The sequence below is a fragment of the Streptomyces sp. NPDC059008 genome (assembly GCF_042749045.1).
Taxonomy (GTDB): domain Bacteria; phylum Actinomycetota; class Actinomycetes; order Streptomycetales; family Streptomycetaceae; genus Streptomyces.
This window is the reverse complement of sequence record NZ_JBHYJC010000011.1, coordinates 173,952-195,324: the sequence shown is the minus strand read 5'-3', so window position 1 is coordinate 195,324 and position 21,373 is coordinate 173,952. Positions and strand designations below refer to the sequence as shown.

Below are 21,373 nucleotides of genomic sequence, written 5' to 3'. Positions count from 1 at the left end.
GGCGTGGGGGGCTGTTTTTGTTTATTCTGCCCCTGCGGCCCCCCGGGGGGCGGCCCCCTGCCGGGGTACTTCTTGGGGGGGCCGGGCCCGGCCGCGCAAAAGCCGGGCCCGCCCCGGGCCACGGTCAGCGGCGCACCCGGTGGGCATGCCTCCCCTCATGCTCGTCCCGGAGCTCGGACGGCTTCCGATGGAATGGCCCAGAGCTGTGACCTACCGCTACAGTGCGATGCTTGTTCGATTCGGCAAGTGGCGTAGGGGGAGATCGTGAGCGTCCAACTGCGAGAAACCGCACAGGCGTTGGCGCAGACACTCTGGCGGGAACACACCGTCTACCGCGAGCGGTCTGGGGGAGTGGTCATCCGGGGCGAGCACGTACAGCGCTGGATCAGTCTCGCGCCGGCTGGCGGCAGGGACGAGATCCTCATCCGTGCGGGACGCATCCTCGACGGTGGTACCACCGCGCCGGCGCGATCCGAGGCCGTGGTGTCGCTCTCCACCGAAACCGTCCAGCTGGCGGCGACCTGCCGCCGCCTGCTCGCCGAAACGGCCGCCGGCCCCACGCCGACCGCATCCAGACCCGCGGCTCCTCGTCAAGCGACCAACTCCGCCGCGCGAAAGGGCAGAAGAGGGGGCAGGAGGGTGAGCGGGAGGGGCTTCGGCTACTGGGCGATCGTTGCTTGCGTGGTCGGGATCGCAGCCCTCTCGATCTACAGCGCCTCGGTGACGTCGTAACAGGCCCGGCAGAAGAACCCGTACGACGGCGGCCGCCGGGCATTCGGAAACAGCCGGTTCACCCGGGAAGTACGCCGCGGTAACACGCGCTTCCTAACGTCCGGCCGTGAGCGACACAGCACGTCGCAGTTCCCACGGCACCCCAGGAGGCGCGGCATGACCCAGGCTGATGCGAAACCGGCTGTCGCGGCAGAACCGGAGCGCGGGCAGGCGGTGTCGGAGACCCTGGAGGACTACACCCTCCGGTTCGCGCCCCGCAGTTACCGCCATTGGACCCCGATGGTGGTGGCGACCACCGCGCTGGGCGGCATCGCCTATATGGCCGACTTCTCCATAGGCGCGGGGATCGGCCTCACCCACGGCACCGGGAACGCGCTGGCCGCGATCCTCGTCGCTGCCGTGGTCATCTTCGTCACCGGCTTTCCGCTCGCCTACTACGGGGCGCGGTACAACATCGACCTGGACCTGATCACCCGCGGCTCCGGCTTCGGGTACTACGGCTCGGTGCTCACCAGCGTCATCTTCGCCAGCTTCACCTTCATCTTCTTCGCGCTCGAAGGCTCGATCATGGCGCAGGGGCTGAAGCTGGGCTTCGGGCTGCCGCTGTGGCTGGGCTACTTGGTCTCCACCTTCATGGTGATCCCGCTGGTCATCTACGGGATGAAGGCGCTCAGCAAGCTCCAGGTCTGGACGACCCCGATCTGGCTGCTGCTGATGGCGGGCCCGCTGCTCTATCTGGTCGCCACCGACCCGGGAACGGTACAGCGCTTCGTGTCGTACGCGGGCTCCGACGGTCGCAGCGGCGTCAACACCGCATCGGTGCTGCTGGGCGCGGGCGTCTGCCTGTCGCTGATCGCGCAGATCGGTGAGCAGATCGACTACCTGCGCTTCATGCCGCCCAAGACCGAGGCGAACAAGCGCAGTTGGTGGACGGCCGTGGTGATGGCCGGCCCCGGGTGGGTGGTGCTGGGCGCGCTGAAGCAGGCCATCGGGCTCTTCCTCGCCGTCTACGTCCTCGCGGAGGTGGGCCCGGCCGCGGCCACCGAGCCCATCCAGCAGTTCACCGGAGCCTTCGCCGCGATGCTGCCCTCGTGGCTGGTGGTGCCGCTGGCCGTGATCCTCGTCGTGATCAGCCAGATCAAGATCAACGTGACGAACGCCTACTCCGGTTCGCTGGCATGGACCAACTCCTTCACCCGGGTCACCAAGCGCTACCCCGGCCGGATGGTCTTCGTCCTGGCCAACTTGGCGTTCGCCCTGGTCCTGATGGAGGCGGACATGTTCAGCTTCCTCAACGCCATCCTGGGCTTCTACTCCAACTGCGCCATCTCCTGGGTCGTCACCGTCGCCACCGACATCATCGTCAACAAGTACCTGCTGAAGCTGTCCCCACACGCCCCCGAGTTCCGCCGGGGCATGCTGTATGCCGTCAACCCCGTGGGCGTGGTGGCCTTCACTGCCGCCTCCGGACTGTCCATCGCGATGTACTTCCATGTCCTGGGCGACTTCCTCCAGCCGTACTCGCCGGTCGCGGCGGCCCTGATCGCCTTCGTCCTCACACCGCTGATGGCACTGGCCACCAAGGGCCGCTACTACCTGCGGCGTACCGATGACGGAATCGACGAACCGCTGCTGGACGCGGACGGCAACCCCAGCGCGACCCTCGCCACCTGCCATGTCTGCCGGCAGGACTTCGAGCGCCCGGACCTGGCCGCCTGCCACACCCACGACGCGGTGGTCTGCTCGCTGTGCCTGAGCACCGACCGGGCCGGCGACCATGTGCTGCCCGCCACCCCGTAGGGCGCGTATCGGGCGTACTCGATGGGTGGTCCGGTGAGGCCTTGCCAGCGGCAGTCGGCAGTCGGCAGGAGGTAGGAGGCAGGCGACCGGCGGCCAGCGACCGGCGGCAGGCGGCCGGTGTCATACCCCACAGCTAAGGTCCGTGCTATGACCGATGATCAGATACGGGCTGAACAGACCCTCGTCGCCTGGGCGCGGATCGAGACGTGGTTGGAGGAGCATGCGCCCCGCACCTTCCAGCGGCTGCCCGCGCCCGCGACGGAGGACGAGCTCCGCTCGCTGGAGCAGGAGCTCGACTTGACGGTCCCGGCCGATGTACGGGCCTTCTACCTGGTGCGCAACGGCACCGGACCAGCCTCGGATTTCGACTGGCCCACATCCCACGACGCTCCCGAGCCGACCGGGTACTTCCTGCCCGATGGTGAGGGCCTCGGCCCCCTGGAGAACCTGGGCACGTGGTTCGAGGGCCCGGTCGCGGCCGAGCGCCTGGACGACGAGCCCGGGCAGCGGTACCTGCCGATCACCACCATCGACCCGGACGGCTTCTACGGCAGCTTCGTCGACTGCACCCCCGGCCAGGGGCACGGGCTGCTCGGAAACTACGCCGAGGCCGATTTTCCGCACCCGGGGGAGGAGACGTTCGCCGCCTACCTGACCAAGATCGCCGACGCGCTCAGCGAGGGTCGGAGCTTCGGAGACGGCGACCACGCGCCGCGCGTGGTCGACGGGCGCCTCGACTGGCGGTAGGAGGGATACCGGCCCGCCTGATATCGGCATGTGGATGAGCCTGGAGCGGACGGTGCGCCATCTGTTTGGATGGCCCCTAAATACGCAGCTCAGGAGGTGACGGACACGTGGTGTCCTCGGAGAGCATTCTCGCGTTCGCGGCGATGTCGCTGCTGGTGATCGTCATTCCGGGGCCGAGTGTGCTGTTCGTGATCGGTAGGGCTCTCGCCCACGGCCGGCGCACGGCGCTGGCGACGGTCGCCGGCAACTTGGTCGGTTCGTACGTCCTGGTGATCGCTGTCGCGTGGGGCCTCGGCGCGCTGGTGGAGAGCTCGGCGGCAGTGTTCATGGGCGTGAAGCTCGCCGGTGCGGCGTACCTCGTCTACCTGGGCATGCAGGCGTTCCGGCGCCGCAAAGACATGCGCGCGGCGGACATGGCGGCCCCGGCGGGGGAGCGGCATGGCGATCTGCGCACGGTCCTGGACGGGATTTTCGTGGGCGTCACCAACCCGAAGGGCATTGTCTTCTTCGCCGCCGTGCTGCCGCAGTTCGTGGACCACTCGGCGGGCCATGTCCCCCTCCAGATGATGCTGTTGGGCCTGGTCCCGGTCACGATCGGCCTGATCACGGACACGCTGTGGGGCCTGGGTGCCTCAGCGGCCCGTGCCTGGTTCGCCCGCTCGGACCGGCGCCTGTCGATGATCGGCGGGGCGGGCGGCTTCGCCATGATCGGCCTGGGCGTGACGGTGGCCGCGACGGGCCGCGCGGACTGATGCGTGGCGCACACCGTGCCGGCCCGGAGTCCCGCGGACCGGCTCACGCTTCCGGGCCCTTTTGGAGTTCGTCGGCGATGGCATGGGCGATCGACTCGGTGATCGAGTCGGGTTGCCATGCCCACTGGCCGTTGGGGTTGCACTCGAGGAAGTACCAGTCGCCGGTAGGCGTCACGGCGAAGTCGAACGCGCCGAAGGTGAGTCGGGACATGGTGAGGTAGGCGGACACCGAGAGCGCGACCCGGTCGGGGACGGCGATCGGCGTGCACTCCATCAGGGATTGCCGCTGCCGCCAGTCGAGATCGGGACTGTCGATCCGGACCGCGAACAGCCGGTTGCCCACAGCCGTGAGACGTACGTCGAACGCCTTCTCCACCTTGGCCTGGAACAGGTGCGGGCAGACGGCCACGGCGGCGGTGATCTCGTGCGGGCGCACCTCCCGCACCCACACCTGCTGTGCTTGGCCGTCAACCGTATAGCGGGTGTTCCACAAGGGCTTGTAAACCACCCCTCCGGTCTGGTGAGCAGCGAACTCCCGTGCCTGGTCCGGGTCGTTGGTGATCAGCGTGCTGGGAACCGAGAGGCCGCAGCGCTGTGCGGCGGCGAGCTGGGCAGGTTTGTACTCCGCCGCCCGGTTGCTCCACGGGTGGTTGACGTAATGGGCTCCGGAGAGCGACGCCAGGATGCCGCCGACACCCCACAGGGATTGCGAGGCCGCGAACCGGCGTTCCTGTCCGTCCAGTTCCGGCGGGCCGTCGAAGGGGGAGGGACGGCGCGTCCAGACGGAGCGCACTTCGGTGAGGTCGACTTTGCGGCTCGGCGTGCGCAAGGTGCCGCCCTGATCGCCCGTGCGGTACGTGGCGGTAAGCGCGGCACCCGTATGCAGCTCTGTGCCGGGGTCGAGACGGACTACCGGGACCTGGCGTTCCGCGAGGATCCGCAGGACCACGTCGGTGGTCACGTCGTGTGGGTTGGTCAATACCAGCACCGACCCGCTCGGTCCCGTGATCATCAGTCGTGGTCGGAGTCCGTGGAGTCGTCGGAGTCGTAGCTGTCGGAGCTGCTGGTACTCGTGGAGTTCGAGGTGTTGCTGCTGGTCTGGTGGTTGTGGAGTTCGACCGTGCGGCCGTGCTCGTCGATGACGACGGCGATCTGGGTTGCGGGGTCGATCACCGGGGTGCGCAGGGCAAACGAGCCGGTCTCGGCGTACGGTGCCATGCGGGTGGTGCCCCAGGGCGCGCCGGGGTCTCGCGTTTCCATCGTTCGACTCCCTTGCTTCGACTGTTCGTTTGAATGACCCTCCCCTTGGTGGGCGAGGTTTTCAAGGCCGCCTCAAGCCGACCGGGTACGCGCCACACTCCGGAGAGCCGGCCTCCGCCGCGTCCCACCCAGACGCCCCCTCCCCGCGGCATACAACCCAGTGGAGCGGCATGGCCCTCTTCAGCGCTGCGGTCCGCAGGCATCACGGTGCGCGGCGGAGGCCGAGGTGGGGTTCGAGGGTCAGGTAGTGACCTGCGGCGGCGTGGGTGGGTGTGGTGGGCCAGGGGGTCATGAGGCTGGTGCCGTGTCCGCCCAAGCCAGTCGGTGGCCGGCCGTGCAGAGGCGTCTGCAGGCGGTCGAAGAGGACGTCGACGGGGCTGTGTTGTGCGTCGTGGAGGTCTTCGATGCCGCTGATGATGTGCAAGAACGATTCGTGCAGGCGCAGGCCTTGCTGGTCGCGGTGGCTGAGCTGCTGGGCGTGCCGGAAGTAGGCGTCGCGGCCGTGGTGGATGTCGTAGAAGGCGCCGACGAGGATGAGCAGACGTTCGTAGGCGTGCTGGTAGGCGGTCTGGTAGAAGGCGCGGGCGTCGCCCTCGTCGACCTCGCCGCGGTGGACGGCGGCGATGGACGCGGCGGCCAGCAGACCGCTGTACATGGCCAGGTGCACACCGGTGGACAGCAGCGGGTCCAGGAAGCAGGCGGCATCACCGGCGAGGTAGTAGCCCGGCCCGCAGAACCGGTCGGCGACGTAGGAGTAGTCGCTCTCCGTCCTCAACCCACCGACGCGTTCGGCGTCGCCGAGCATACGGGCCAGAGCAGGTGCGTCACCGAGGCATGCGGCATAGACCGCCTCGACGCTCCCCAACTCGCGGCGGGCGGCGGCGAAGGAGCGTTTGTCGGTGACCAGGCCCACGCTCACGGTCTGGTCGTGCAGCGGAATAGCCCAGAACCAGCCGTGGTCGGGCAGCGAGAAGATGCAGATCGCTCCCTCGGGCGCCTGCTGAACCCGCGCGGCCCGGCGCCAGTATCCCCAGGTGGCTACGTTGCGGAAGACGTCATGGAAGCGCCTGGTACGCAACTGCCGGGAAGCCAGCAGCCCCGCTCGCCCGGAACAGTCCACCAGGTGGCGGAATGAGATCGTCCCCGACCCGCCGTCGCCGGAGACGAATCCCGCCCGCGCCGCGCGTCCCTGCTCGAACGAGATGCCGCGCACCGTGGTTCCTTCCCAGACCTGCACACCCCGGCTGCGGGCATGCTGCAGGAGGACCTGGTCGAAGGCGGAGCGGACGACCTGGAAGCTGTAGCCGGCCTGGTCCAGTCGTCCGAATCGCAGCGACCACTGCTGACCGCCCCAGTCGTAGTACGCCCCCGACTTGTGCACGAAGCCCTGCTCCTCCACCGCTTCCCGGGCCCCGAGGAGGTCCAGGATCGGCAGTAGCGACGGAAGCAGCGACTCCCCAATGTGGTAGCGGGGGAAGCAGTCGCGTTCCAGCAGGGTCACCTCGAAGCCCTGCGCGGCCAGCAATGCCGCTGACGTGGAACCCGCGGGCCCCCCGCCGACCACCAAGATCTCCGTCTGGGGCAGTACGCGTGCGGACATCACACCCCCTGGGCCGAAGGCAGGAACCACGGCAACCAATGAACAGCACCTCCCGCCGTCGCCGACAGGGCGCCCCCGCCAACGCCGGAACAGGGCATATGCCGTCTCCCACCGGCCGTACCGCTCGGGTATGTCCCGCCACGGCGAGCGCGTGCGGGTTTCAGCCGAACAGCTGGGAGCCGAGCGGGTGTTGCCGGTCGAAGCCGGGGAGGATCAGGAACGTCGCGCTGGCGGTCGTGGTGGTGAAGGGCAGCAGCGCGTCGGAGGTTTCCATGTGGGTGAGGGTGGCGGTGAAGGTCCGCAGGTCGTTCTGGAAGCTGATGAAGAGCAGGCCGGGGGCGGGCTCGTCGGTGCTGTAGGAGCGGCGGAGCATGAGCCCGACCCCGACCGCGGTGGCGTGTGCTCTGCGCACGTGGGCGTCCGCGGGGACGAGGTAGCGCCCGTCCGGTGTCTTGGCTCCGAGTTCCGGGCCCGAGGCGGCGGCGCCGCCGGAGAGGGGGACGCCGCTGGCCCGGCGCCGCCCGAAGACCGCTTCCTGTTCGGCCACGGACAGGGCGGCGAACCGCGACAGGTCGAGTTCCATACGCCGTAGTACGGCAAGGGTGCCGCCGGCGACCGCAGGGGGCCCCGCCAGCCACAGGTCGCGTTGTTGTTCGGCGGCCGTGTGCGGGCCCACGATGCCGTCGATGAAACCGAGCGGATTGCGTGGCACGGCAAGGCCGTTGCCGACGGACACGTTCGTACCGCGGCGTGCGGACTGGCGCCAGCGTTCGCGGAGGCGGTCACCGGCCTGGTCCAGGAGCGCGGCGGCGACGACCGGTAAGAGCAGCGGGTCGCCGGCGCAGATTTGGATCAGCAGGTCTCCGCCGCGTGCTTGCGGGGCGATCCGCTCGCGGGAGAATCGCGGAAGGTCGGCCGCGCCGGGCAGCGAGGCACCGGCCGTGCGCACCAGCCGGGAGCCCACACCGACGGTCACGGTGAGGTCGCCCGGCGGCAGGCCCAGCAGCCGCCTGTCGGTCCCCGCTGTGAGCGTGCGGATGGCCTGCCCGAGTTCGGCCAGTATCGGGCCGGGAGCCACGGTGGCACCGAGGTCGGCCACCACGGCGAGCAGGTTGGGCTGGGCCGGCTGGGGGAGCGTGATGCCTGCCTGGTGGCGGCCCGTCGCCGAAACCGGTATGGGCGTGGCTCCTGGGGTAGGAGCGTGCCGGCCCGGGCGGGCGGAGTCCGATGTGCACCCGGCGGTCAGACCGGCGGCCATCAGGGCGCCGGTGACATCGAGGAACGTGCGGCGTGACGGGTGGTGATCGGCTCGGCGCATGCGGTGCAGAGTGCCACACCCGAATCGTGCATGCCGGTCAACTTCGTGATTCTGGCGTGGAATTGGGCGTCATGCCAGACTGGGATCATGCCTCGATTAACCCTTCGCGTGGTGGCGGCGGTAGTGGGCACGCTGACACTGGTGGCAGGCTGCGGCGGCGATGGCGGATCGGGCAGCGGCCGGCGTCCGGCCGGTGCGCAGGTGACGATCCGAGTACCTGCCGATGCCCCGACGATCTCGGATGCGGTGTCCTTGGCTCGGTCCGGTGACCTGGTGCTGGTCGCGCCGGGCGTGTACCGCGAGTCGGTGAAGATCGACACGGCGCGCATCACTCTCCGCGGTGTGTCCCGGGACAAGGTCGTCATCGACGGGCGGTTGCGGCAGCCGAACGGCGTCGTCGTCTCGGCGCCCGGGGTGGCCGTGGAGAACCTGACCGTGGAGAACAACACGCAGAACGGCGTCCTGGTCACCGGTTCGGCGAAGGCGGCCGCCGGCCTGCCGGGGGGCAGCGGCGGCTACGACACCGGCGACGAGCCCGTCACGTTCCTGAAGTCGTTCCTGGTCTCCCACGTGACCGCGACCCGCAACGGTCTGTACGGCATCTACGCGTTCTCCGCCCAGAACGGCGTTATCGAGCACTCGTACGCGTCGGGCGGCGCCGACTCGGGGATCTATGTCGGCCAGTGCAGGCCCTGCAACATCGTGGTGCGGGACAACGTCGCCGAACTCAACGCCGTCGGTTACGAAGGCACCAACGCCAGCGCGGACATGTACGTGGTCGGCAACCGCCTGGTCGGCAACCGGGTCGGCCTCACCACCAACTCCGACCACCAGGAGAAACTGCTCCCGCAGAAGGGCTCCGTCATCGCGGGCAATCTGATCGCCGCCAACCAGCAGACGGCCACCCCGGAGCAGGCCGACGGCGGGTGGGGGATCGGCGCCGGCATCGACGGCGGCAGCGAGAACCGGTTCGTCCGCAACCGCATCTCCGGCAACCGCAACGCCGGGCTGGTGATCACCGCGACCGCCGACATAGCGCCGGTCGGCAACCAGATCGTGCACAACACGTTCACCGGCAACGGCGTCGACGTCGGCTGGACGTTCCCCACCGCCACGCGGGGACGGGGCAACTGCCTGCGGGGCAACGAGCTGCGCAGCACCGTGCCCGCCCGGCTCGCGACGACTGCGGCCTGCCCGCTTCCGCCCGGGTCGTCCTCGCCGGCCGGTACGTGGGCGGCGCCGACGGCACCCGGTGGCATCCCGTTCACCGAGGTCGCGGCGCCTGCTCCGCAGCCGCAGTTCCCCGACGCCGCCACCGCGGGCGCCACCGTCGTCCCGCCCGTCCCGGCCCTGCCGAAGACCGAGGGCATCCGGCTGCCCCCGGCGTCCCTGCTCGCCGCGAACGCGCGAGTAGGGGTCCCGCCGGTATTGCTCCAGGATTGAACGCTAAGGGCTCTGGCCAACGCCGAGTATCGATTTGATCACTGACGGCCTCGTGGTCGCTCCGTCTGCCTATGGCCGCAGGTTGACAGGCCGTGTCAGTTGAGTGCCTATCGGATGATCAGGCCGCCTGGTACGGGCGGTTCGCGGGTGAGCCGTCGGTTCAGGAGCGGGGGTCCTTCTACAGGCTGGACACCGAGGCGTTGGAGACGGCCCGGTCGAAGCGCCGTTTCCATAACCGGCTGGGCTGGGGTGTGCAGTGGGGGACGGTGCGGATGCTGGGCACGTTCCTTTCCGAGCCGGCCGCAGTGCCGACGTCGGTGGCGGACTTCGTCGCGGAGCAGTTGGGGATCGACGATCCGTCGTGCCTGAAGCTGTATCCGGAGCGGTTGCCGACGCAAAACGAGCACGCGCGGGAGATCCGGAAGCTGCTGAAGCTGCGGGACTTCGAGGAGGGCGACCTGACGCTGCGGGAGTACATCGCGGGGCGGGTGTGGGTGTCGACGGAGGGGCCGCGGGCGCTGTTGGACCGTGCGGTGACATGGCTGCTGCGCAACCGGGTGCTGCTGCCGGGGATGACGCCGCTGGCCTACCTGGTCGCGGAGGTGCGGCGGGGTGAGCAGGCGCTGATCTACTCGGTGGCGGACGCGCCAGTGGCACCGGAGTTCTGCCGTGAGCTGCTGGGGTTGCTGACGGTGCCGGAGGGCTCGTCGGTGTCTGTGCTGGAGCGGTGGAGGAAGGCGCCGAGGGACATCTCGGGACGGGGCCAGAAGGCCGCGCTGGAGCGGGCCCGGGACTTCCGCGCGATGGAGGCGCGGAAGCTGGATCTGTGGCGGGTGCCGCCGGTGAAGCAGGCGGGGCTGCCCCGGTACGGGCTTTCCACGCACGCGCCGACGCTGCGCCGGCTCGCGGAGCCGCGGCGGACCGCGACGCTGCTGACGACGGTGCGGCATCTGGAGAACTCGTCGGCCGATGACGCGCTGACGCTGTTCGAGCTGCTGATGGCCACCAAGCTGCCGGCCCGCGCGGAGCGCGAGGAGGGCAAGGCCCAGCTGAAGGGCATGCCGAAGCTACGGAAGGCCGTGGTGAAGCTCAGGGGCGCGGTGACCATCATGACACCGCCGACGAGCACTTGGGCGAGCTTGGGGCGCTGCTGGATGAGACGTACCGGCATGTGGCCGAAGGGCTGCCGGGGAACGCGGCCGTGGACATCGTCGGCGGGAAGATCCGTCTGGACCGGCTTCAGGCCGAGCCCGAGCCCGCCGGATACAAGATGGTGCACGACACCGTGCAGGCGATGCTGCCGAAGGTGGACCATCCCGAGCTGCTGCTGGAGGTCCACGCCCACACCGGCATGCTGGACGCCTTCGAGCACATCAGCGGTAAGGTCGCCAGGCCGGACGACCTCGACATCACCCTGACCGCCCTGTTGGTGCACAAGTCCACCAACATCGGTCTGGAGCCGGTCATCAAGCCCGGCGACAAGGCTCTGACCCGCTCGCGCCTGACGTCCGTGGACTGGGGGCACCCTGCGCGACTCCCTGGGGATCCTGGACGCGGTGTTCAACCTCGATGTCCGCGAGCGGCCCGAGATCGTCATCACCGACACCGGCTCGTACAGCGACCTGGTCTTTGGGCTGTTCGCGATCTGCGGCTACCAGTTCTCCCCGCGGATCGCCGACATCTCCGACGCCCGCCTGTGGCGCTTCGACATGAGCGCGAACTACGGCCCGCTGGAGCCGGTCTCCTAGCACCGGGTGCAGGCCGAGCGGATCCGCCAGCACTGGGAGGACATGCTCCGTGTCGCCGGGTCGTTGCAGACCGGGAAGGTGCGGGCGTACGACCTGCTGCGGATGATGATGGCCAGCGGCGACCGCATGACCGGCCTCGGGGACGCGTTCGCCCACTACGGGCGGATCTTCAAGACCCTCCACCTGCTCCAGTTCCTCGACTCCGAGGCATACCGGCGCATGATCGGCGTCCAGCTCAACATCGGTGAAGGCCGCCACTCACTGGGCCGGCGGATCTTCTTCGGACGGCTCGGCGAGCTCCGCCACAGCTACCGCGACGGCATGGAAGATCAGCTCGCCGCCCTCGGCCTCGCCCTCAACGCCGTCGTGTGGTGGAACACGCTCTACACCGATGCGGCGGTCAAGAAGCTGGAAGCCGGGGGCGTGACCATCTCCCCCGAGATCCGCTCACGCCTGTCCCCGCTGGTGAAGACCAGACTCACGAGAACGGACGGGGGAAGTGGGAACGGATGAACCGCCAGCGCCCTGAGCGTGGCACGGGCTCAGATGCCGTCACTGCGCCTCGCAGACACGATCCACAGGTCTTGACAATGGCTTGCATTCTCCCAGGTGGGGAGGGGGGAAGCCCGCGTCGGTCATGATGGCATCTCTTTTCCAGTAGCCGCAGCCGATCACCAGCGGACGAGAACGAGTTCGACAGCGAATCCGGGGCCCATGGCTGCGACGAGCCCATGAGTGCCGGCCGGGGGCGGGCTTCCCATCGCGGTGTCCAGGACATCGAGGACTGACACGGACGAGAGATTGCCCCGGTCGGCCATGGAGCGGCGGGTGAGTACGGTGGCGTCCGGCGCGAGGCTCAGAGCCCGTTCCACCGCGGTGAGCACCTTCGGCCCGCCGCCGTGGATGATCCAGCTGCCGATCCGGTCGGTCGTCAGCGCATGCCGGGAGAGGAAGGAGTGCACGGCTTGGGGCAGGTGTGCCTCGGTGAGCGCGGGCACCTCCGGCGCCAGACGGATCCGGAAGCCGTGGGAGCCGATCGCCCAGCCGAGCGCATCGTCGCTGTCAGGCACCAACCAGCTTGCGCTGTCCACTAGTTGTGGCCCCTGACGCTCGCCTGCCCGGTGGCCGCCCGCCGCCACCACGACCGCCGCGCCGTCGCCGAACAGGCTGCCGGCGACGATGTTCGCCATCGATCCGTCCTTCTGCTGGTAGGCCAGGGAGCAGAGCTCCACTGCCAGCAGGACGGCGATCTGGTCCGGGTGCGCGCTCAGGTAGTCGCGGAGCAGGGCGAGACCCGCGGCTCCCCCGGCGCAGCCGTTGCCGAACAGCGGGATGCGTCTGATGTCCGGCCGCAATCCCGTTCGCTGGGCCAGTCGTGCTTCCAGCGAGGGTACGGCCAGCCCCGTCACGGTGGTGCTGATCACCGCGTCGACGTCCCCGGGACGTACCCCGGCCTCGCTCAGGGCTCCGGTCAGGGCCTGCTCGCCGAGATCCAGGGCGGTTTGCAGCCATACCTGGTTGGTCTGTGTGAAGTCGTCGCGATCGGCCAGTTCGACGAGCTTGCCCAGGGGCAGGGACAGATGGCGCGTGGCCACGCCCGCGTTGGCCTCGATCTTCCGCAGCATCAGGACGCCGGTCGCGGAGTTCATGAGCGTGGTGCGCGCCAGCGTGGCCATGATCTCGTGCTGGGGGTAGCGGTACGGCGGGAACGCCGTCCTGATCGCCCTGATCCGCGGAGCGGGCGAGGGGCCTTCCGGCGCTCGTGCGTGGCGGTACGTGGTCTGGGTGGTGGAGTCTTGCGTCGGTTCCCCCATCGATTACCCTCCGCTCTTTTCCGGGTGTGCGGTCAGCTTCTGTCATGACGGCGGGCACCAGCACTCCGCGTACGAGTACGGCGTCCACGGCCCCGCCCAGCGCCACGCCGATGCCGATGAGCTTGAGCAGGGCCACGTCCGAAGTGCCCATGGCCGCCGTGGAGACCGCGACGGCGGGTGGGGCGGACGTCATCAGTCTGCCGGTGCGGCCGATGCCGTCGACGATCGTCAGCGCCTTCAGCGGCGCGATCACGCTGTGGGTGAAGGCGCCGAGCAGGAGCGTGAGTCCCACACCCAGCGCGGTGAGGCACCACGGCAGGGCGCCCGCAACGGTGTCAGCGGTGTCAGTGACTTCGGCGGCTCGGCCACCCACGACCACGGTGCCGGGTGCGGGCGTGTTCCGCACGGCCCGCACCACGTCGTGGAAGGCCCGGGTGCCAGCAGCAGCCGGAGCGGTGGGGGGCAGCTGCCTCAACGCTGGCACTCGCATCCTGTCCGTCTCAGGGGGCCGTGAACAGCAGGACGGCGTTCTGCCCGCCGAACCCAAAGGAACAGCTGATAGCCGTCTTTGTGTCGACCGGGCGCGGGCGGCCGGCCACGATGTCCAGCTTGTACTCGCCGTCCTGGCCCTGGAAGTTCGCCACCGGCGGGATGAGGCGGCGGCGCAGGGCGAGGACGGTGTACGCGGCCTGGATCGCTCCAGCCGCGCCAAGAGCGTGACCGATGACGCCCTTGGACGCGGTCACCGGTGGCACGTCGTCACCGAACGCCCGGGTCAGGGCCGCGGCCTCGGCGGCATCGTTCAACGGTGTCGACGTACCGTGCGCGTTGACCAGACCCACGTCACGCGCAGCGCAGGCCCCGTCCTCCAGCGCGGCGCGGACCGCACGGGCCGCTCCGGCACCGGCCGGGTCCGGGGCAACCGGATGACGGGCGTCCGCACCGGCTCCATAACCGCGCAGCAGCGCCTGCGCCGGAACGCCACGGGCCTTTGCCTGTGTGAGGCGTTCCATTACGAGGACGGCGGCGCCCTCGCCCAGGACGAAGCCGTCCCGCGCCGCGTCGAACGGCCGGCTGGCCAGCTCCGGCCGCTCCCGCTGTCGGGAGAGCGCGCGCATCCGGGTGAAGCAGGTCGCCGTCATGCGGGAGCGCCCGGATTCGCTGCCGCCTGCCAGGACGATGTCGCAGGTGCCCGACCGCAGCAGGTCCCGTGCGACACCGATCGCGGTCGCGCCGGACGCGCAGGCGCTGGAGGTGGTGAAGTTCGGCCCTTGGGCGCCCAGGTCGATCGCGACCTCGCCGGCCGCCATGTTCGGCACACTGCGCGGCAGCGCCAGCGGTGAGACCCGCTCGGGGCGGCCCGCGCCGAGGTGGCCGAACTCGGTGACGTAGGTACTCAGGCAGTTCGAGCCCACGCCCAGCACGACGCCCACCCGCTCGGCCGGCCAGGACGTGGGCTCGAGCGCGGCGTCGGCGACGGCTCGCCTGGCGGCGACGAGGGCGAACTGGATGAACCGGTCCACCCGCCGGGCGAGAGACCGTCCCAGTTCGGCGACGGCGTCGAAACCGGGTACCTGGCACGAGAAGTCGACGGGCAGTCCGGCGAGTTCCGGATCGGAGGCGGCCAGGGAGCGGCCCCGGCACAGAGCCGCCCAGTTGTCCTCGGCGCTGTGCCCCGCGGGAGTCACCAGACCCAGTCCGGTGACCGCGACCTCAGCGCGCACGTTCGAACACCTGGGCGGCCTCGCCCAGCGTGGCTATCGGGGACAGTTCCACGGCGTCCTCCGGCAGGACGATCCCGAGCTCCTCCTCGGCCGCCACCACGAGTTCCATCAAGGACAAGGAGTCCATCCCGAGGCTTTCGAATGTCGTCGCCGCCGTCAGCTGCTGCGGGTCCGCCTTGACGTCGAGATGACTGGTCAGCAGGGTGACCAGACGCTCGGGCAGCACCGGCTGGATGTCCTGTCCCGCTTCCTGTGTCATGCCGTGACCTCCTGTGCTGTGGTGCGGGAACGCCCTGGACCGTCACCGGCGTTCATCCGCTCGTACAGTTCTCGCGCGCGGGACGCCTGCGCCCGCAGCGACTCCAGGTGCTGCCCCAGTCGCTCCTGGGCCTGCTCGCCAGCCGGGCCACTCATCACTCCCACGGCGCGCAAAAGGGGCCGCACGACGTGCTGGTGGTGGACATCGAGGTCGAAGATGCCGGCGGCCGCGACCCGCAGAGCGCGGGCGCGGAAACCGGGAGTCGTCGTGCCCGACATCCTGAAGTCGCAGATCACGTCGGTCAGAGCCGTCAGCGCGTCGCCCGGGAACACGCGGAGGGCGTCGGCGTACAGATCCCGGCAGAAGAGCATGTGCAAGCTCTCGTCTGCGGCGATACACGCCAACAGCTGTTCACCCACCAGGGCACCGCACATGACGCCCACGTTGCGGTGCGCCTGGCAGGTCGCCAGCTCCTGCACCGTCACGTACTCCAGCGCATGCAGGACGGTCGGCAGGTCGCTGCGGTACCCGGCGCCCGCATGCCGCAACCAGCTCCTCAAGGGCCACCGGGTCCATCGCACGACGGGCGTGGACGTAGTCCTGTATGAGACATGCGTGGCGATCCTCCTCCGCCGCCCATCGGTGCACCCAAGCACCCCAGGCCTCGTCCCTGCCGAAGCGGGCCGCGATCTCGAAGTGATAACTGGGCAGATGGTCCTCGGTGAGCAAGTTGACAAGCAGGGCGCCCTGCACCGCCTGCGGCAGCGCCGACTGCCGCGCACTCCAGCCCGTACCGTCCAGCGGGCCGTCGAAGTCCCGTGCTCCGCCCCACGGCACGCACTGATGGGGGAACCACTCACGGGCCACCGCCAGATGCCGGTCGAGCAGACGCCCCACCGACGGTTTCAGGTCCCGCAAGGCACCTGCTGTCGCGTCGCTCACATGCACCATCTCTTCATTGCTGCGCGCCCCGGCTCCGCCGACGCGCGAGACGGGAGAAGACCGGCGCCCCCGTTACGGACCGGTTGATCCAGGCTCAGGGCAGTGTCACGACGACCACTTCTGCACCAGTGCCGCCAGAAACACTGCTACCGGCCAGGCAGGCTGCGGTCTGGTTTGCCAGCCGGAGAGGCAGAAGATTGATGGTGGCACCCGAGTAGTGCCCATTGATGATGGTGCCCTCGGCATGTCCGACAATGTGGCCTTCCACGCGTTCGGCAGTGAACGTGTTCACGTTGAACGCGCTGGTGGTGCCGTCCGACCACTTGAGCGTGCCATGGTGGTTCGGCTCGGTGACGGTGCCCAGGCACTGAGTCACAAAGGTGCCGTCGACCCGAGAGGACATCAGTAGCCTAGTAGGGGCATCGGCACAGGGCACAGGCGGCACAAATGTCGTAGCGCTGTGCACAGTGACCGTCTGTGCGCTCTGGGTGATGGGCGGACTGTAGCTGGAGCTAGCAGTTCCCAGACCAGCAAGGATGTGAGTCGGCATATGTGATGCCCCTTTGCTTTCGTCACTTGCCACATTGCTTGTCGTCACTTGTCACGGAACACCTGCTCTGTCCAAGCCGGGCGGGACGGTGAGAAGGCACCCCCACACCAAGCGAATCCTGCCCTTGGCCCCTTCGGGCCTTCCTCGCAGGAGGGGCGGAACTCCTCCGCATACATACCGAATCCCCACCGTCCCCTCCGGGGCACACGTGCGACGGAGGGGCGCACGAAGCAGACTTGGGGCGTACGTCATCGGGGTATCGCCGAGGTGAGCCCAAAAGCCGCCAGTAGTTGATCTTGAGCCTTGGTCTGACCAGGCCGGCGCAATCAACCCGGGACAGCCCCTCCAGCGCGCATGCACGGTCTTCCTTGCTCTGTCGTGGCACGCTCAGTGCCATGGTCTACCGCTACCAGCACAAGGCTGTCCCGATCGCCGTCGGGCATGGCGGGTGTGGTAGGGGGAGGCGACCGCGCCGCCGCGCGAGCGGCACGGCGAGCCGGGCTGTGCGTCACACTTCGGACAGGCGTGCTGTTCGACGTCGTCGGCGTCCGACCGGCCGTAGGGGAAGGCTGCTGAGGGCCCGTCATGGGCCCGGGTTTTCGCACAATGCAAGTCCCAGAAGGGGGTGTAACCCGCTTTTGAGTGAGAACAGGTTCTGAGAACCGAATCAAGATCAACGGGCACCCGGCGGCCTGTTGTCGATCTTGCTCCGGCAAAGGACCGTTTATGAGAGCCGCTACCGCTCCCGCCTGCCATCCTGGAGTCTCAAGATCATCCCGCTGCACCTTTCCGGCTTACCTTGACCGGGCCCCCTTGGCGTTCAATCCCGGAGCGATACCGGCGGGACCCCGAGTACGGACGTCCTGAACAGCGGCTACCGGGTCGAGGTGGTTCTGGGTACCGGCCTGACCGGCACGTACTTGTGGGTGTCGAAATCGATGACTACCGGCTCCGGCTGCGAACCCACGCTGACGCGGACCCGGTACATGGTGCCGTCGGCGCCGATCCAGTAGCGCACGTTGCCCGCCGTACCGGAGCGGCCAGGGGAGGACGGCCCGGTCATGACGTCCACCCAGCGCCCGTCCAGCTGCTCCCGCCCCCGCCAGGCGGCGCCGTTCTGCGGCAGCAGTTCGGCGTTGTCCGGCCGGTCGCCACCGAGACCGAGCGCGATGGACAGGGAGGTGTCCAGCGCGCTGCCGGACGACAGCGGCGGGCGGTCGTACCAGCCCGAACGGGGCGGCGACGCGGGTGCGTGCGCCGGGGCGTCCGTCATCGGGCGGACGTGCACCGAGGTGGGCGTCCACTGGATCAGCCCGTCGCTGGACTTGACGCGCCCGGTGCCGTGCACCACGCCGTAACCGACCTTGCGCCGATAATCGACGGACCCGGTGACGGTCAGCCCGCCGGCAGCGCCCGGCACGGTGATCGTCACCGCGCGGCCCTGCGCCTGGTAGTTACGGAATCGCGTGATCGCCAACCGGCTCGCCTCATCCGTCGTCAGCGGGCGCGGACCGCCGGCGCCGGAGCCGCCGTCGGCGACCAGGAACGCGGCCACCGCGGCCACCGCGACGGCCGCGATGCCGATGACGGCCGCGGCCCGGCGCGATCGCGGCCATCGACGCCGCTCAGTCGGACGACGCGGTGGGGCTTGCCGGATTCTCACGCTCCGCACGCGGTTCGACGGTGACACTCTCCGGTTCATCCTTTCGATCACCACACCGTCCGGCCGCCGCGGGCTTGTGGCGGCACTCGGCGGTCCGGTGGCAGACGGCGCCAAGGCCGGTCCTCGTGGACCGGCCGAGACGTGATCCGCCCGTCCGCGCCATGCGGATCGCGGGCGGGCGGATCACCGTTGTGCGGTGCGTTCAGTGTTGCCGGGCGCGACGATTCCGGGTCACGAACGCGATGACCAGGCCCGCACTCACCAGCAGACCAGCGATGCCGATCATCTCCGTCAGTCCGGGAGTACCGGTGTTCGCCAGCGAACCACCCCCGCCTCCACCGGCCGGGGCCGGGTGGTTGGCAGACGGCGCGGGCGACGGCGCCGCGGAGTCCGCGGGCGGCGTCGGCGTGGGTGTGGGTGTGGGTGTGGGAGTCGGGGTCGGTGTAGGAGTCGGTGTCGGCGTCGGGGTCGGCGTCTCCTTCGGGATGTACACCCCGGCGTCGATCGTGTGATCGACCCCGCCCGGCTTGCGCGGCGCCGTGACGGGCGCGGAGCCGTTGCACAACGGTCCGGTGGTCGGCGGGGTCACATTGGAGTCGTGCGCACGGTTGGCACCGGCCCGCGGGAGCGTGAACCTCAGCTCGCTCGCCGGTGGCTTCTCGGGCACCTGGCTGGTGTCCGCGGTGCATACGTCGAACTGCACCGTGTACTTCGCGCCGGGCGTGAGTTCGTACGCGGCGCCGACCCCACCGAAGTAGTACTCACCGGCGGCATCGGTCCTGGTCGTGGCGACCTGTTTGCCGTCCGCGTCCAGCAGGTTGATCGTCGCCCCCGGTAGCAGCACGTGACCCGGGTCCTGGACCCCGTTGTGGTCGCCGTCGAACCACACGACGTTGCCGATCTGGATCGGCGCGTTCGCCGCCGCGTACGCGATGTCACCGAGCCCGCCGGCCTTGCCGAACCCGCCTTGTTCCCGGCTGACGAACTGGAACCCGTTGGCTTTCGGGTTGTTGCCCGGGCCCTGACCGGTCGTGATGTCGTGGTACCCGGTCCCTGAGGTCGCGACGTCGACGACCGGGTCGAACTCCGTGCTGACGACCCACTGCTGCTGCGGGATATAGGCCACCGACCCCAGCGCGGTCTCCTGGTGCGCGTTGGCGTAGAAGTCGCCCGGGAAGTATTCGACGACATCGGCGGCCTGGCCGCCATTGTTGGCGGGGGCGGCGTGGTTGGGGCAGCTCCCGGTGCCTTCCCACTGGTATTCACCGGCGGGAGTGGCGCAGACCATGGTGATGTCACCACCGGACATGCCGTTTTCCGCCGTGTTGTTCCCCGGGCGGGGATCCAGCCCTCCCCAACTGAGCACGTCCATGAACCGGTCGCGGAATCCGAGGACCATCGAGCCGTCGCGGGCGAAGGCGAGGGAGGACAGCTCCGGCTGCGGATCGATGAAGACGTTGCCCGCCTTCCGGTCGTCCCACGTGTCCAGGCTGGTGTTCCACGGATTCCAGTGGGTGGCCTTGTCGCCGGAACCGAAGACGGTGCCGCGTTTGTCCGTGAGGGGGTGGCTCAGCACCGTGGTGAACCGCTTGCCGTCGTATGTGGAGACGAAGGCCTTCAGGTCCGCGCGCCGCTGCGTGCTCTCCGCGCTGCACACGCCGCCGACGTACAGCGTGTTGTTGTGGGCCTGGAGACCGAACGGCCGCCAGTCGTCGGGACTCGCGCACCCCGGGTCCGGGATCGGGACCGTCGACTTGGGCGCCGCGGCGGTGTCCCCTGTCGCGTCGAAGCCCACCAGGCTGCGGCTTCGCAGGTTCACCGCGTACAGCGTGGAGCCGTCCTCCGACAGGGCCAGGCCACCGATGCTCTCCTTGCCCGGTGCGTCGGTGAACCCGGGATCCTTGATCATGTTGGCGGTGTCGTGCCGCGTCACCGCGGCATCCGGCACCCGCGCGAACAGCTCCGGCGCACCCGAGCCGTTGACCGGCACCGTGTAGATCGCGCCCCCGCCTTGCGGCCCGTACGGGGCGTACCGGCGGGCGAACGCGCTCTGGAACAGCCGGGTCCGGTACGTGTCGTACGCCAACCCGAACGTCGTGCCCACCTGGGCCTGCGTGGCCAGCGTGGTCGGGCACGCCACATCGGAGGGACACGTGCCCCGGGTCTTCGTCCCGAACGCCACCAACGCCCGGTTGTCGGTCCCGTTGGCGCCGTTGTGGATCGGAACGAAGTACCGCGAGTCCGGCAGCGCGTAGTCGGCCGGATCCCACACCGCCGTCACCACCGAGGCGTTCTTTCCGCCCGACACATCGACGAACGACGTGAAGCTGTCGAAGTGGTTCTCCGCCGTCGACGCGGGCGCCGCCCGCAGATAGTCGCTGTACGGCGCCGGGACGCTGACGTCGACGCGGTACCGGCCGCCGCTCAGCACGGTCGACCGCGACACCACGACCTTTCCGGTGGCATCCGTGACTCCGCTGACAACGTGCCCGGCGGGGTCGGAGATCTCCACCTTCATGCCCCGCTGCGGCACGTCCATCGTCGCGTTGATCACGCCGGTGCCGAAGAAGTCGCGCAGCACCTCAACCGTCAGCGTGCCGTCGGTGGTCGAAGCGGTGGCCGGTCCAGCCGTCGCTCCCACGGCGCCGCCTGCCAGCAAAAGAACAGATAACGCGATGCGAGCCGGCGGCTCCACAAGCCTCCAGGGTAACCGGCGCGAGTCTCTGCCGAGTCGGTTCATGGCATCACACTCCACACTTCTCTCGTCGTGAAAACGAAGCGCCCACTTCTTGCTACGCGTCCACTTCGTGACCCCAGGCGCGGACTCCGGTCGCGAACGTCACGGAAGAAAAAAGGGCCCACTGCTGTTGCGTGGACCGCTTTCATGGTGATCATTTGAGGATATTGCGGGTGAGCCGTAAGAGCCGCGGGCCAGGAAAAGCAAACACACGTTCGCGACCTCGGATGAGACCGCTCTGGGTTGCGTGTTTTTGCAGCTCAATCACGGTGCCTTCGCCCCCA

At 69.2% G+C, this 21,373-nt stretch carries 16 protein-coding genes and 4 pseudogenes; 8 read left to right on the top strand and 12 right to left on the bottom strand.

Going from position 1 to position 21,373, the window contains the following annotated elements:
* Positions 1-264 precede the first annotated feature (264 nt).
* The 4 genes from ACFWZH_RS16735 (at position 265) to ACFWZH_RS16720 (ending at position 4,031) form a co-directional block, all read left to right on the top strand.
* Entirely contained in the window at positions 265-732 is a 468-nt protein-coding gene (locus ACFWZH_RS16735) for a hypothetical protein (RefSeq protein WP_384430686.1), read from the top strand.
* Between the two features lie 156 nt (positions 733-888).
* Positions 889-2,532 carry a purine-cytosine permease family protein gene (locus ACFWZH_RS16730; RefSeq protein WP_384430684.1) on the top strand — a complete coding sequence of 548 codons (1,644 nt, stop codon included), beginning with the start codon at positions 889-891 and terminating at the stop codon, positions 2,530-2,532.
* A gap of 147 nt (positions 2,533-2,679) precedes the next feature.
* Complete coding sequence (locus ACFWZH_RS16725; RefSeq protein WP_384430681.1) at positions 2,680-3,279, top strand: SMI1/KNR4 family protein; 600 nt, start codon at positions 2,680-2,682, stop codon at positions 3,277-3,279.
* A 143-nt stretch (positions 3,280-3,422) separates the two neighbouring features.
* On the top strand, positions 3,423-4,031 hold the full coding sequence (locus tag ACFWZH_RS16720) for a LysE family translocator (protein WP_384430791.1): 609 nt from the start codon (positions 3,423-3,425) through the stop codon (positions 4,029-4,031).
* Positions 4,032-4,074: 43 nt separating this feature from the next.
* On the opposite strand, the gene tgmB is transcribed toward ACFWZH_RS16720, so the two are convergent.
* The 4 genes from tgmB to ACFWZH_RS16700 all read right to left on the bottom strand — a co-directional run bounded on the left by tgmB (position 4,075) and on the right by ACFWZH_RS16700 (position 8,209).
* Positions 4,075-5,043: an ATP-grasp ribosomal peptide maturase gene (tgmB, locus tag ACFWZH_RS16715; RefSeq protein WP_384430678.1), complete on the bottom strand. Its 969-nt coding sequence runs from the start codon at positions 5,041-5,043 to the stop codon at positions 4,075-4,077.
* Positions 5,043-5,291: a putative ATP-grasp-modified RiPP gene (tgmA, locus tag ACFWZH_RS16710; protein WP_384430675.1), complete on the bottom strand. Its 249-nt coding sequence runs from the start codon at positions 5,289-5,291 to the stop codon at positions 5,043-5,045. Before tgmA ends, tgmB begins: the two co-directional genes overlap by 1 nt.
* Positions 5,292-5,493: 202 nt before the next feature.
* On the bottom strand, positions 5,494-6,891 hold the full coding sequence (locus ACFWZH_RS16705) for an NAD(P)/FAD-dependent oxidoreductase (RefSeq protein ID WP_384430672.1): 1,398 nt from the start codon (positions 6,889-6,891) through the stop codon (positions 5,494-5,496).
* Positions 6,892-7,051: 160 nt separating this feature from the next.
* Entirely contained in the window at positions 7,052-8,209 is a 1,158-nt protein-coding gene (locus ACFWZH_RS16700) for a Dyp-type peroxidase (RefSeq protein WP_384430669.1), read from the bottom strand.
* A gap of 87 nt (positions 8,210-8,296) precedes the next feature.
* Between ACFWZH_RS16700 and ACFWZH_RS16695 the strand changes: the two genes are divergently transcribed.
* The 4 genes and pseudogenes from ACFWZH_RS16695 to ACFWZH_RS16680 all read left to right on the top strand — a co-directional run bounded on the left by ACFWZH_RS16695 (position 8,297) and on the right by ACFWZH_RS16680 (position 11,913).
* Positions 8,297-9,652 carry a right-handed parallel beta-helix repeat-containing protein gene (locus ACFWZH_RS16695; RefSeq protein ID WP_384430666.1) on the top strand — a complete coding sequence of 452 codons (1,356 nt, stop codon included), beginning with the start codon at positions 8,297-8,299 and terminating at the stop codon, positions 9,650-9,652.
* A 92-nt stretch (positions 9,653-9,744) separates the two neighbouring features.
* Positions 9,745-10,245 (top strand): annotated as a pseudogene (locus tag ACFWZH_RS16690) (DUF4158 domain-containing protein); the annotation flags it as partial.
* 677 nt (positions 10,246-10,922) lie between these two features.
* A pseudogene (locus ACFWZH_RS16685) lies at positions 10,923-11,108 on the top strand (Tn3 family transposase); the annotation flags it as partial.
* Between the two features lie 70 nt (positions 11,109-11,178).
* Positions 11,179-11,913, top strand: a pseudogene (locus ACFWZH_RS16680) (Tn3 family transposase).
* Positions 11,914-12,071: 158 nt separating this feature from the next.
* Here the strand turns inward: ACFWZH_RS16680 and ACFWZH_RS16675 are convergent.
* The 8 genes and pseudogenes from ACFWZH_RS16675 to ACFWZH_RS16640 form a co-directional block, all read right to left on the bottom strand.
* Positions 12,072-13,214, bottom strand: coding sequence for a type III polyketide synthase (locus ACFWZH_RS16675; protein WP_384430663.1), 1,143 nt, complete (start codon positions 13,212-13,214; stop codon positions 12,072-12,074).
* A 500-nt stretch (positions 13,215-13,714) separates the two neighbouring features.
* A complete protein-coding gene (locus ACFWZH_RS16670) occupies positions 13,715-14,938 on the bottom strand; it encodes a beta-ketoacyl-[acyl-carrier-protein] synthase family protein (RefSeq protein WP_384430660.1) in 1,224 nt (407 codons plus the stop codon).
* Positions 14,928-15,197 (bottom strand): acyl carrier protein, encoded by a 270-nt coding sequence (locus ACFWZH_RS16665; RefSeq protein ID WP_384430657.1) that lies wholly within the window; start codon positions 15,195-15,197, stop codon positions 14,928-14,930. Before ACFWZH_RS16665 ends, ACFWZH_RS16670 begins: the two co-directional genes overlap by 11 nt.
* Entirely contained in the window at positions 15,194-15,745 is a 552-nt protein-coding gene (locus ACFWZH_RS16660) for an acyl-ACP desaturase (RefSeq protein ID WP_384430654.1), read from the bottom strand. The genes ACFWZH_RS16665 and ACFWZH_RS16660 overlap by 4 nt, the downstream gene beginning before the upstream one ends.
* Before the next feature lie 58 nt (positions 15,746-15,803).
* A pseudogene (locus ACFWZH_RS16655) lies at positions 15,804-16,148 on the bottom strand (acyl-ACP desaturase); the annotation flags it as partial.
* Between the two features lie 85 nt (positions 16,149-16,233).
* A complete protein-coding gene (locus ACFWZH_RS16650; RefSeq protein ID WP_384430651.1) occupies positions 16,234-16,542 on the bottom strand; it encodes a hypothetical protein in 309 nt (102 codons plus the stop codon).
* 1,021 nt (positions 16,543-17,563) lie between these two features.
* A complete protein-coding gene (locus ACFWZH_RS16645) occupies positions 17,564-18,244 on the bottom strand; it encodes a hypothetical protein (protein WP_384430649.1) in 681 nt (226 codons plus the stop codon).
* Positions 18,245-18,554: 310 nt separating this feature from the next.
* On the bottom strand, positions 18,555-20,993 hold the full coding sequence (locus ACFWZH_RS16640; protein WP_384430788.1) for an SdrD B-like domain-containing protein: 2,439 nt from the start codon (positions 20,991-20,993) through the stop codon (positions 18,555-18,557).
* Between the last annotated feature and the right edge of the window lie 380 nt (positions 20,994-21,373).